The sequence below is a fragment of the Bordetella sp. 15P40C-2 genome (genome assembly GCF_009763235.1).
In the GTDB taxonomy this organism is placed as follows: Bacteria; Pseudomonadota; Gammaproteobacteria; order Burkholderiales; family Burkholderiaceae_B; genus Bordetella_A.
This window is the reverse complement of the sequence record NZ_WSJA01000037.1, coordinates 63,292-75,324: the sequence shown is the minus strand read 5'-3', so window position 1 is coordinate 75,324 and position 12,033 is coordinate 63,292. Positions and strand designations below refer to the sequence as shown.

Below are 12,033 nucleotides of genomic sequence, written 5' to 3'. Positions count from 1 at the left end.
GCCAACCGGGGTCGTGCAGACCTGGGGGTCCGGTGCGATCGGTGTACTGGCGCAGAGTATTGGCGGCGGGGGCGGCTCGGCACAAGGGGGTTCGCTCACCTTGTCGGGCGCGCAGACTTCCCGACCCGGTGGCATGACGCTCACCCTCGGCAGAGAGGGTGGAGCCATCGCCAGCGGCGCGGCCGTCGAAGCCATCATCAGCGGTGTGATCGCCACCCATGGCGGCGATGCGGCCGCGCTGCAAGCTCAATCCATCGGCGGCGGGGGCGGACAAGGCGGCTCGGCCGGCTCCGATGCGTCTTTTGATAATCCCATTATCGTTGCCGATCTCGCGCGCGCACATACAAGCAATGTCGCTCAACAGGTCGCAGACATGTTGCGCGATCTGCCGCCGGAATCACCCGCTCGATCGTTTCAAAATACATTGACGCTAGGCGAGGCGGGAGGCAGCAATAACCGGGGCGGCGCAGTCGATATCAAGCTGAATGCTGGCGCGACGCTCTTCACCGAAGGCGATTGGTCCAATGGCATCATGGCCCAAAGCGTCGGCGGAGGCGGCGGCAAGGCCGGTAGCGCGCTCGCCACCGGGACCGGCTGGATCGATCCGGCGAAATACTCGGTGAGTACCCGAATGACATTGGGCGCTCAGGACAGCGAGGGCGCGCATGCCGGTGATGTGACGACGTCGTTGAGCGGTGCGTCCATCACAACCTCGGGATTCGGCGCTTCCGGCATCATGGCTCAGAGTGTGGGCGGGGGCGGTGGACACGCTGTTGACGGCTCGGATGGTTTCCTGGGGTCGATTACCCTGGGCATGCGCGCGGACGGCCGTGTGGACGCAGGCGGCCACGGCGGCCTCGTCAGTGTCGTCGCGAACACGAGTCCTTCTACCATCACGACTCACGGCGAAGCCGCGTTTGGTATTGCGCTGCAGTCGGTGGGAGGCGGCGGCGGCTTTGCGGGGGCAGGCTCGCACGTCGTCGCTGACGCCAGCGGTTTTGCCTTGCCCCCGGTGGAGTTCTCTGTCTCGAGCGCTAGAGGACAAAGCGGATCTCAAGGAGGCGAGGTCACTCTCTCCGATAACGCCGGACTGAACATCGCCACTGCCGGCAACAACGCCTTTGGCATCGTCGCGCAAAGTGTCGGTGGAGGCGGGGGGATGATCGTGAACTCGCAGCACCAGCTGGCGGTTACGGGCGCCACGGTCCAGCTTAGCGGCGCTGTCGACGCGTTAGGTCGTGCGACCGAAACCAACGGCGGTGACGTGATGATCGATCTTTCCTCATCCTCGTCTATCGTCACGGCCGGTACGGGTGCGCATGGCGTGATCGCGCAAAGCGTCGGTGGCGGCGGTGGCGTGCTGGGCTTGCCTGGCACGGCGACGACGCTCACGATCGATCCGCAGGGCGTTCTCAGCGTTTCGCCTGGCATGGGAGATGGCGGCGATGTCACCGTGAACGCCAAGGGTCGGATTGCCGTCAGCGGCGCCGGCGCTGTCGGTGTTCTGGCACAAAGCGTCTCCGGTGCCGGGGGACTCTTGCTGTCCAATGATGGCCAGACCGTCTTTGCCGGCAGCGTATCGCCCGCATTGATGACGGGCACGGGCTCGGTCAACGTGAACCTGGCCAAGGGCGCTTCCGTGTCGGCCGCTGGCGAAAATGGTATCGGCATTTTTGCGCAGAGCGCCGGATCGCAAAAGGGCGTCGCGTTAAACATCGATGGCGCGGTCAGCGGCGGGGCGTCTGGCTCCAACGCCGCCGCCATCTGGGTAGACAGTGTGTCCCCCAGTACGATGACCATCGGCGAGTCGGGGTCCGTGTATGGCAACGGCGCCACCGCCATTCGCACGACCAGCGGCACACTCGATGTGTCCAACCAGGGACGCGTGTTCGGATCGGTCGGCTTGCACGGCGGCACAATGACCAACGACGGTCTGTACGTGCCGGGCGCAACCTTTAACGGGCAGTTGCTCAATCGCGGCCGCGTTCTGTTAGGCGGTGTTGAGGCTGATGTGCCAGGAATGGCGCGCAGCCAATACACGGCGACGACACACACGGGTTCGTTGACGCAGACATCCGACGGCATGCTGCAGCTCGGCGCTGACTTCAACACTCAGCAGTTTGACGCGATCCATGCCAGCGGCGATGTTCACCTCGATGGTGAACTGACGGTGCTATCGCGTGCATTGCTCCCGCGGCGTGAGCTCGCTATCGTGACGTCGGATAGTGGCACTCCGACGGGCAGGTTAACGCCGTTGGATACCCTCCTTTTTGACTATGCCACTCGCAATGCCGGTAACGCGACTCGACTCTTTGTCGCCCGCGCCGACTTCAATGCCGAAGACATGCAGTTGCGCGGGAATCAGAAACGCGTCGCCGGACATCTTCAAGAGGGGTGGGACGCGGGCGGCTCGCCCGCGCTAGCCACGTTCTACGCGACGCTAGACACAATCGCGCGTGCGGGGGCGGCCACATACCAACAGCGCATGTCCGATCTATCTCCTGGTGTCACACTTGCGCCGGGCGCGCAATCTCAGTTGGCCATGGGGCGCTTTACCCGCGCGATGATGTCCTGCCCGACGTGGACAGACACAAACGCGCCCTATAAGGAACAATCCTGCGTCTGGGGTGATGTCAGCCGCCGTAGTACCAACCAGGACGGCTACAGCACGGTATCGGGGTATTCGTACGACACCGTGACGTACCAGTTCGGCGGTCAGCGCGAGATTGCGCCGCACTGGTTTCTGGGAGGCTCGGTGGCATACCAGACGGCGCAAGTGCGGGGCGATGACAGTCGTGTCAAGGGCGACGGCGATGCGGGGTACGCCGGTCTTGTGCTCAAACGCGAAGAGGGCCCGTGGACCTACTCCGCAGCGCTGAGCGCGGGATACGGCTCATTCGACATGGATCGCTCCCTCAGCATCCCCAACTATGAAGAGCGCGCCAGATCGCATCCCGATGTGGTGACGGTGGGAACGCGGCTGCGTGCGGCCCGCACGTTTACCAATGGCAAGCTCTACGTCAAACCGTTCGTCGATTTAACCGGCCAGTATGCCCGTGTACCGGGTTATCAGGAATCTGGCGACGCACTCAGCTTGGACGTCCAGAGCAGCGAACAGTTCGTCTTGGGCCTGGAGCCCGCGTTCGAAGTCGGCGCGCGCATGGAACTGCCCAAAGGCATCGTCTTGCGGCCGTTTGCCTACGCGGGTCTGCTGCTGTCGTCCGTGGACGGCTGGACCACCCAGGCAAGTCTGGACGGGGCACCAAATGGCAGTGGCACGTTCCAGACGACCATGCCGATGGACAGCGTCGTACGGCGTGTCGGTCTGGGCTTGCAGATGCTAAGCGGCAAGGGCGCAAGTATGCGCGTGCAATACGACGGCGAATTCTCCTCGTCCGCGAAAAGCCATGCGGGATCGTTGAAGTTGGCGGTCCCGTTCTAAGTCTTGATGGCGGTCAGACGTGGCGTCCAGACAGGCGCCACGTCGTCTTTTGGCGACAACTTGGCTCACAAACGCGCCTTACCACTCTCATCGTTCTAGCCGCACATTTTTATTCTTTATACTTCAAGCAGCCAGAGTAGATGTTGTGGCCACTTCGACGCGGTCAGGTCTGTGGAGTCGTATAAAGAGGTGCCGGAACGTTTGCTCGCATGGGGCGCATCCCACGATGATCTGGACGATTGACGTTCAAACTCGCCTCGCACCATATAGAGAATGCCATGCCTGTCGCCGGGCTCAGTCTTGCCATAGTCTTTACCGTATTGCGTATGTACGTAGGAATCGCTGAGTTCCTGCCAGACTCTTCCACCCGTGATGCTTTAGCGCAAGGGGCGACGCCCAAGGTTAGTAGCTCAAAAGTCAGCCCGCCTATCGTGACCTCCGGCGTGCGTGGGTGAATGCGGGAGTCCTAGCGGGCCGCGCCGTATGGCGTGTGGCGGTAGACGCGCAGAAAAAAGCTGACCCGAGGGTCAGCTTTTTTTCGTCATGGCGTCCGGTGATCAGACGCCCTCGGGATGCGCGAATCCTGCCATCAAGCAGTCTTGAACGCTTCCTCGACCGCTACGGCGATTTCCAACAGCCGCTGGTCGGTGTTGGGTGCGCCCATGAGCTGATAGCCGATCGGCAGACCCTCGACCGGCAACGGCAGCGACACCGCGCAGAGTCCCAGATAGTTGGCGGGTTGGGTGTTCTGCGTCATGCCCAAGGCCAGGCTCAGCCCCTTGGCGGGGTCTTCGAGCTCGGACAGCAAAGGCGGGAAATCGGCTGTCGTCGGGCTCACCCACGCGTCAAAACCGGTAAATCGTTCCTCGACCTTCTTGCGGCTGGCGGTGCGCTTGTCTTCCAACGCCAGAAACTCGTAGGCTTTGGATTCCAAACCCGATTCGATGCGCTTGGCAATCACGGGATCCATCAAATGTTTCTGCGCGAGAAAGTTGTCCTTTCCCAAAATCGAGAGCAGCGCGGCCGGCATGGACACGGGGAAATAGCCAGCTCGCTCCGGCGCCTCCGGCACGACGATGTCTTCCAGCAAACAACCTTGCCCGGCGAGTTTTTCATTGGCCTGCTTAAACGCGGCACTGATCTGCGCGTTGACGTTCTCGTTGAAATGATTCTGCGGCACGCCAAAGCACATACGATTCAACCGTACGCCCGTGGGGCGTGCATCGTATTCGCAACCGAACAGCACGGCGGAAATCGTGTTGAACGCCAGCAGCGCGTCCTTGGCCGAACGTGTCAGCAGCCCGATTGAATCGACACGCGGATCGAGCGGGAATGCACCATCCGTTGGCCAAAGTCCCGCCGTCGTCTTGATCCCAAACACGCCATTGAATGCCGCTGGTACCCGAACCGAGCCACCAGAGTCTGACCCGATGGCAAACGCGCATAGCCCCGCGGCCATCGCCACGCCCGATCCGGAGCTCGATCCACCCGGTGCGCGATGGTTCTCGAGATCGGACGCATTCCACGGGGTGCCGCGCGGGGCGGAATGGCCCGTGATACCCAAGCACAATTCCACCGCCTTGGTCTGGCCCAGAAACACGCAGCCCGCGCGACGCAGTGCTTTGATAAACGTCGCTTCCTCCGTGCCCAGGACATCCGGCAAGGTGATGTTCGAGCCCACCTTGGGGCCCGGCATGTTGGCGATCACGAACACATCCTTGATCGCAACGGGCACGCCCATCAAAGGTCCCAGATCCGTACCGGACTGCATCAGCAAATCCATGGCGCGCGCCGTGGCAATCGCGCTTTCCTCGGCTACGGTCTCGAACGCGCCCAGCTTCGGATCGAGTTGCTTAATACGTTCCAGATACTGCCGCGTCACCGCTTCGGACGTGACCTTGCCCGCGCGGAAGTCCTGTGCGAAGCCTTCCAGGCCGCGTTCCGCGAACGGATCTACCGGTAAATCACTCATTACTGCATTCTCCGAAAAAGAATCATCCACTTGCGTGATGCCTCGCGATTACAGCCCGAGGTAAGCTTTTCTGATCATGGGGTGGCCTTCCAGCGTCGATGAAGGACCCTCCAGAACCAGCTTGCCGTTTTCCAGCACGTAGGTGCGATCACTGAACTGCAGCACCTGTTTGATATTTTGCTCCACCAGGAGCACAGGGAACCCCAGGTCTGCCACGCGCCGGATCGTCTGCATCACTTGCTTGACGTACAACGGTGACAGCCCCAGGCTAGGCTCGTCCATCAACAGCAGATCCGGCTCCAACATCAGCGCGCGGCCAATGGCCACCATCTGCTGCTGACCACCCGACAGCGATCCGGCCTCGACATTCGCGAACTTCTCCACATCGGGAAACAGCGAGAACACTTTATCCAGATTCGCCTTGCGCTTGGCGCGCAGGCGCGGCAGATAAGCCCCCAGCAGGATATTGTCCTTGACCGTCAAGTTAGGAAATAGCTGTCGGCCCATCGGTACGTGGGCCAAGCCGCGCTCGGCCATCTCGTGCGGGGCCAGTCCGGAGATTTCCTCGCCCTTGAACAGGATACGGCCTTGCCACGGTTTAATCATTCCCGATACCGCGCGCAAGATCGTCGATTTGCCGCTACCGTTGCCGCCTACCAGGCCAACCAGCTCGTTCTTTTTGATCTCCAGCGAAACGCCGAACACAACCTGCAGTGCGCTATAGCCCAGGTCGACACTCTCGACCTTCAGTATGACTTCATCGTTTTGGTTCATATCCATCAATCCGTGCCCAGATAGGCCTCGATGACCTTCTCATCACTGATGACCGCTGTGGCCGCGCCTTCCGCGATCTTGTTCCCGCTTGCCAGCACGATCACATGGTCGGCGAGCTGAATGATCGCCTCCATGATGTGCTCGACCATCACGATGGAAACACCCGTCGCGGTCAAGGTACGCAGCAGCTCGATCATTTCCTTCAGGGCAGGGGGGTTCAAGCCCGCCATGATCTCGTCCAGAAACAGCACCTCTGGCTGCAACGCCAAGGCCTTCGCCAGCTCCAGGCGGCGCAGGCGGGCGAGGTTCAGATCCGAAGACAGCTGATTCGCGCGGTCGGACAGGCCGACCTTTTTCAGCGCGTCCAGCGCGGCGCGTTCCGCGTCCTTGCGCTGCGGGTGCTTCAAGAACGCCGCCACCAGCACGTTTTCCAGAACCGTCATTTCCTCATAAGGGCGTTCCGTCTGGAACGTGCGCCCCATGCCGAGCCGCGTGCGCACATACGGAGGCAGCTTCGTGACATCCAGACCTAGGAATGTGACGGTGCCAGAACTCACCGGCGCAAAGCCCGTGACAGCGTTGAACAGTGTCGATTTTCCAGCCCCATTGGGCCCGATCAGGCCCAGCACCTGGCCGCGCTCCAGACTCAGCGACACGTTGTTCACGGCGATCAGGCCGCCGAATTGCACCTTGATATTGTCAGCCTTAAGCACGGTTTGCATATTTCTTCCTGATCAGTTTGTGCGCATACTCGCCAACGATGCCGCGCGGCAACATGAGGATGACCACCAATATCAGCACGCCATAGAGCAGCATATTGGCTTGTGCAAACGTCGTTCTAAAGACTTCTCCCGAAATCACCAACAGTGCGGCACCCACCGCCGGGCCCCAGATCGTGCCACGACCCCCAATAATGACGGTCAATGCGATCTGTACCGAGAACAGCAAGTTGAAAATGATGTGCGGCTCGATGAACGAAAGGAAAATCCCGTAGATGCCGCCACCGAGCGCGGTCAAAACGCCCGAGACGACAAAGGCTTTCAGCTTGATCACCGTGGGATTGATCCCCGCCGCCATCGCGGCTTCTTCGTTATCGCGTACGGCCTTGAGCTGGTAACCGAACTTGCGACGCGAGATATAAATCGTGATCGCGATCGTCAGCGCAGCGTAGACGAGCGCCAGATAGTATTGCGTCGTCTTGTCGAACAGGTCCACGCCAAACGGCTCGGGCAATTCATCGATGAACACCCCGGACGCGCCGCCAGTGAGCCAACCTTCGTTAATCGCCACCAATCGCAGAATCTCCGCGATCGCAATCGTCGAGAGCGTGAAGTAAGGGCCACGCAGACCGAACGTCAGCTTGCCCCAGGCCAGCGCCATGACCGCTGCCACAGCCATCGCCATCAGCATCGACCACCAGGGCGCCCAACCGAACTCCGATGCGCCGATAGCGACGAAATACGCGCCTAGACCAACAAAGCTGGCGTGACCCAGACTCAACTGTCCGGCCCAGCCACCGAGGATATTCCACGACGTCGCCCACCCCGTGAACAACAGCACGGAAATGCCGACCGTAATAAAGGCGTCGCCCGTCAGGGGATAGCAGGCCGCCGCGACGACCAGCGCCGCCAGAATAAGACTTTGCTTGTTCATACGCGCTTCACCGTTTTACCAAAGAGACCTTCGGGCTTGACCAACAACACCACCAGGAAGACCAATAGACCATAGGCATCGCGGTACGCGGAATCCAGATAGGATGCACCCATCACTTCCACTACGCCCAGCAACAGTCCGCCAATGATCGCGGCGCCGATATTGCCCAGGCCACCCAACACGGTGACGACGAACGCTTTAAGCGTAAACATTGCACCCGTGGTCACGGGCGAAGCAAACAACAGGGGAATGAGCGCCACGCCCGCGGTCACGGCCAAGGCCATCCCCAAGCCGAAAACGATGGCCTGGATGCGCTTGGTGTTGATGCCCACGAGCTCCGCGCCCAAGCGGTTCTCTGCCGTCGCCTTGATCGCGCGGCCGACTTCCGTCTTGTTCAACAGCAGGTACAGCGCACCGATCACGGCCACTGTCGCCAGGCCCGCCAGCAGCAGCACGACCGACACGCGGATCTCGCCCATCGACACTGTGCTAGCTGCATAAGACACATGCACCGACTTCGGCTCACCGCCAAACGTCAGCAGCAGAAGGTTGCCGATCACCAGCGAGATCCCCAGCGTCGCCAGCATCATCGTTTCTGGCTTGGCATCGATCACGCGCGTCAGAATCAGCTTCTGAATCAACGCGCCCACAATAAAGCCAAGCGGAATCGCGAAGACGAGCGTGAGATAAGGATCCCACCCGAAAAGCGAATTCAGCACCACGGCGAAATACATGCCCAACACCACAAAATCGCCATGAGCGAAGTTGATCGTGCGCATGACGCCGAACACCAGCGTGAGGCCCACGCCAATCAAGGCGTAAACAGCCCCAATCAGAACCCCGTTAGAGAGGTTCTGAAATAAGGAAACGTAATCCATTGTGAAACCTTTGGCCGGCTAGCTGCACCGGCTATATTTGGTACGTGGTCGAACGCGTGTCGAAAGCGCCACATGCAGCACGTTTTTTTGCCGCTTGTGACGCTTTCTTGTCGTGAGGCAGACTTAGTTCGACAGCTTGGCTTTTTGCGAGGCCAGATTCTCGGGGAAGACCGTGACGTGCTTGCCATCCTGAATTTGGATGATCACGCTCTTGATCGGGTTTTGGCCCGTGAAACCATCGAACTCTTCAAACGTCACGTCGGTGACCGGCGTCTTCAGGTTCGTGGCGGCCAGGGCTTCGCGCACTTTCTCGCGGTCGGTCGACTTGGCACGACGCAGCGCATCCGCAGCCACGGTCAATGCCAGATAGCCTTCGGCCTCGTAGAAAGACGGGTCTTCCTTGGCAGCTTCCTTCAGACGCTTCGCCAGTTCGGGGGTACCTTCGTACTTGACGTCCGGGCTCCAGCTCACGGCCGACACGATGTTCTCGGATTTATCGCCGACCTGGTCGATAAAACTCATCATCGACGACGCCGTATCAATGGCCACGACCTTGGTGTTTAGGCCCACTTCCTTGATCTGACGCGCAATCGCGATACCGTCATCGGCGTACGAGCTGGTCAACAGGATGTCCGGATTCGCCGAGCGGAACTTGTTCAAGATCGGACGGAAGTCCGTCGTGCCCTGGTCATAGGCTTGCTTGCCCACGACTTCATAGCCGCGTTTTTCCGCTTGGCGCACGCCTTCCTCGCTCACCGACGTGGGCCACGCGCCATTGCCATGCATCACCGCGACCTTCTTCATGTCCGGATTGCTTTTGCGCAGAAAGTCGAAATAGTCAAAATACACATTCGCCACGATCGTGGAGTTGTGCTTGGCACGGAACACCCACTTCGAACCCGGCTTGGTGATCGAGTCATCGGCGCTTCCCAGCACGATCAGCGGCAGCTTCTGACGCGTGGCGACCTTCGACATCGGGCCCGTGATGCCCGAGGCATACGAACCGATGATCAGCGGCACGCCCTGCTTATTTAGCGATTCCAACGCCGCCAACGCGCTTTGCGCGTCCGAGCGGTCATCTTGCGTGATCAGCTCGAGCTTCTCGCCATTGATACCGCCATTCGCGTTGATCTCCTCCAACGCGACCTGCATGCCAGTGTTGTAGCGCTGGCCAAAGGCGGCGAAGTTACCGCTCAGGCTATTCACCACACCGATTTTCACTTGCGCCACTGCGGGAAGCGAAAAAGCCGATGCACATAAAACAGTCAACAGACCGGTTTTCAAAAATTTGCCGTGAGATTTCACAGGTGTCTCTCTTTAAAGATTAAATGAACAGACCAATTGCCGTGCAATATCGCTTTCGTTTTTCTTTACTTCCTGGTCGCTATGCCAAAAAGCCAGGGCCTGGTTGTTTTGATATTTGTGGTCCCGGGCCGTGTAGTATATCGACAGATTTATTCCACTTATCGAACTAAAACGATTGTTTATTCCGTATGGCGGAACAAGATGCACCCATAGCGGTCTCTGGCGTAGCCGCGCTGGCGCGGGGGCTGGAGATACTGCGATGCTTTTCTGCGCGCGAGCCCAGCCTGTCCAACGGCGAGTTGGCGGCCTATACCGGACTACCCAAGTCCACCATCTCGCGGCTGACAAAAACCTTGGTCGAGCTTGGCTATCTCAGGCACGATGCCAAGAATCGGGAATATTCAGTCGGGCCGTCCGTGCTGGCGCTGGGGTACTCGGCGTTGGCTAACTTGCGCGTGGCGGAAATCGCGCGTCCGCATATGCAGGCGCTCGCGGACGCCACAGGCGCATTGATTTCGCTAGCCACGCGAGATCGTTTGTCGATGCTGTACCTGGAGGCTTGCTGCAGCGACACGACCATGACACTCAGGATGGGGCGCGGCGTTCGCATGCCGATCCTGAGCACCTCTATCGGCCGAGCCTTCCTGGCTGCGCTGCCCGTCAACGAACGTGAATATCTCGTGGCCGCGCTAAAACAAAAGGGGGAGCCTGCGGTCGAGCCTGCCGACCTCCAGGCCTTGAACAGGGAACTCAACCGCTACCAGCGGGATGGCTATTGTGTGTCGCTGGGCGAGTGGAATGCCGACGTCAATGCCGCCGCTACGCCGATTTCCTGGCAAGGCGGCTCGGACGTGGTCGTGGCGTCGATTAGCGGTCCATCATTTTTGATCACAGAGGAACTGCTGCGCGACAGGCTGATTCCTCGGCTGATGGATCTGGCCGGGCATATATCGAGGCAGTTGGAATGATCCACCCATGCTGCCACGACCTTATTACCCTTATCGCCTTTACTCCACCCGCGCGCCGGCTTTGGCGGCGTGTTTGCGCAGGAGCCCTGCAAAGGCCAAGCCGGGGCGAGTCTGGGGTAGCCGTGGGTTAAACAGCAGACCTGGTGTGCGCATGGGCGTGGGGCCCTCTAGCGGGATGAGGCGCAATGAAGGGTTGGGCGGGATGGCGCTGGCGGCGGCAATGCAGCCGACGGGCAGGCGCATGACCATGCCGAGCATGCCTGCGACGGTATTGATCTCGGCGACGATGTTGGGCTCTGCGCCGGCCGCGGCGAAACACTCATCCAGGAGTCGCCGGGTAGAGAAACTGGCCGGCAACAGGACCAGCGATTCTCGATGGAGTTCAATCAGGCGTATGCGCTTGCGTCGGGCCAAGGGATGGGTCTGGGAGACGATGAGGATCAGTTCTTCGTTAAAGAGCGGCTCGAATGTCAGGCCACTGGTGGATTCGGGCCGGTAGGCGACGCCGAGATCCAGTTGGCCCTGCTCGAGTTGGCTGACGATGATGTCGGCGGTGAGCTCTTCGATGATGACCTTCATGGTGGGATTGTGGAGCAGGAATTGGGCGACGCAATCCGGGATGAAGCTCTGGTTAAAGGTGTGCGTGGTGCCTAGTCGGAGCTCGCCGGTCATTGACGCCGCGCTATGTTTGAGTTCGCTGAGCCCCTGGTCGATCTCGCGCAGGGCGCGCGTGGCGTAGGCTAGGAAGGTATCTCCGGCTGTGGTAATGACGACGCGTTTGCCTACTCGGTCAAAGAGTCGTTGGCCGATTTCTTCTTCGAGTTGGCGGATTTGATGAGAGAGCGTCGACTGAGTGACGTGCACGCGTTCTGCTGCACGGGTGAAATTCAGTGAGCCCGCCAGGGCAATGAAATAACGAAGGTGCCTGAGTTCCATGGTGTGGTGCGCCAATGATCGATGCGGTCAATGATAATCGTCGAAATTAATCATTTCCATCTTTAGGTGAGGCTGGATAGTCTTACGGCACGTTAAGACATGCAG

General features: G+C 60.0%; 9 protein-coding genes. 2 read left to right on the top strand and 7 right to left on the bottom strand.

Translation table 11 applies throughout. From position 1 onward, the window contains the following. Positions 1-3,442 (top strand): autotransporter outer membrane beta-barrel domain-containing protein (locus tag GOQ25_RS15755; RefSeq protein ID WP_160351427.1); only part of this gene is annotated, 3,442 nt, incomplete at its 5' end. A 589-nt stretch (positions 3,443-4,031) separates the two neighbouring features. On the opposite strand, the gene GOQ25_RS15750 is transcribed toward GOQ25_RS15755, so the two are convergent. From GOQ25_RS15750 to GOQ25_RS15725, 6 genes are all read right to left on the bottom strand, one after another. Beyond that, positions 4,032-5,414 (bottom strand): amidase, encoded by a 1,383-nt coding sequence (locus GOQ25_RS15750; protein ID WP_160351426.1) that lies wholly within the window; start codon positions 5,412-5,414, stop codon positions 4,032-4,034. Positions 5,415-5,462: 48 nt separating this feature from the next. After that, positions 5,463-6,188 carry an ABC transporter ATP-binding protein gene (locus GOQ25_RS15745; RefSeq protein WP_160351425.1) on the bottom strand — a complete coding sequence of 242 codons (726 nt, stop codon included), beginning with the start codon at positions 6,186-6,188 and terminating at the stop codon, positions 5,463-5,465. 5 nt (positions 6,189-6,193) lie between these two features. Further along, positions 6,194-6,910, bottom strand: a complete 717-nt coding sequence (locus GOQ25_RS15740) for an ABC transporter ATP-binding protein (protein ID WP_160351424.1) — start codon at positions 6,908-6,910, stop codon at positions 6,194-6,196. After that, positions 6,894-7,841, bottom strand: a complete 948-nt coding sequence (locus GOQ25_RS15735) for a branched-chain amino acid ABC transporter permease (RefSeq protein WP_160351423.1) — start codon at positions 7,839-7,841, stop codon at positions 6,894-6,896. Before GOQ25_RS15735 ends, GOQ25_RS15740 begins: the two co-directional genes overlap by 17 nt. After that, on the bottom strand, positions 7,838-8,719 hold the full coding sequence (locus GOQ25_RS15730) for a branched-chain amino acid ABC transporter permease (protein WP_160351422.1): 882 nt from the start codon (positions 8,717-8,719) through the stop codon (positions 7,838-7,840). The genes GOQ25_RS15735 and GOQ25_RS15730 overlap by 4 nt, the downstream gene beginning before the upstream one ends. Positions 8,720-8,842: 123 nt before the next feature. Beyond that, positions 8,843-9,949 carry an ABC transporter substrate-binding protein gene (locus GOQ25_RS15725; protein WP_202109503.1) on the bottom strand — a complete coding sequence of 369 codons (1,107 nt, stop codon included), beginning with the start codon at positions 9,947-9,949 and terminating at the stop codon, positions 8,843-8,845. Positions 9,950-10,212: 263 nt separating this feature from the next. On the opposite strand from GOQ25_RS15725, the gene GOQ25_RS15720 reads away from it, so the two are divergent. Beyond that, positions 10,213-10,992: an IclR family transcriptional regulator gene (locus GOQ25_RS15720; RefSeq protein ID WP_160351421.1), complete on the top strand. Its 780-nt coding sequence runs from the start codon at positions 10,213-10,215 to the stop codon at positions 10,990-10,992. 39 nt (positions 10,993-11,031) lie between these two features. On the opposite strand, the gene GOQ25_RS15715 is transcribed toward GOQ25_RS15720, so the two are convergent. Continuing rightward, positions 11,032-11,928, bottom strand: a complete 897-nt coding sequence (locus tag GOQ25_RS15715) for a LysR substrate-binding domain-containing protein (RefSeq protein ID WP_160351420.1) — start codon at positions 11,926-11,928, stop codon at positions 11,032-11,034. Positions 11,929-12,033 lie beyond the last annotated feature (105 nt).

What these genes read in the sequence shown, in the direction of transcription:
- GOQ25_RS15750 (WP_160351426.1), bottom strand. Translation starts at nt 5,414, where the DNA reads ATGAGTGATTTACCGGTAGATCCGTTCGCGGAACGCGGCCTGGAAGGC.
- GOQ25_RS15745 (WP_160351425.1), bottom strand. Translation starts at nt 6,188, where the DNA reads ATGAACCAAAACGATGAAGTCATACTGAAGGTCGAGAGTGTCGACCTG.
- GOQ25_RS15740 (WP_160351424.1), bottom strand. Translation starts at nt 6,910, where the DNA reads ATGCAAACCGTGCTTAAGGCTGACAATATCAAGGTGCAATTCGGCGGC.
- GOQ25_RS15735 (WP_160351423.1), bottom strand. Translation starts at nt 7,841, where the DNA reads ATGAACAAGCAAAGTCTTATTCTGGCGGCGCTGGTCGTCGCGGCGGCC.
- GOQ25_RS15730 (WP_160351422.1), bottom strand. Translation starts at nt 8,719, where the DNA reads ATGGATTACGTTTCCTTATTTCAGAACCTCTCTAACGGGGTTCTGATT.
- GOQ25_RS15720 (WP_160351421.1), top strand. Translation starts at nt 10,213, where the DNA reads ATGGCGGAACAAGATGCACCCATAGCGGTCTCTGGCGTAGCCGCGCTG.
- GOQ25_RS15715 (WP_160351420.1), bottom strand. Translation starts at nt 11,928, where the DNA reads ATGGAACTCAGGCACCTTCGTTATTTCATTGCCCTGGCGGGCTCACTG.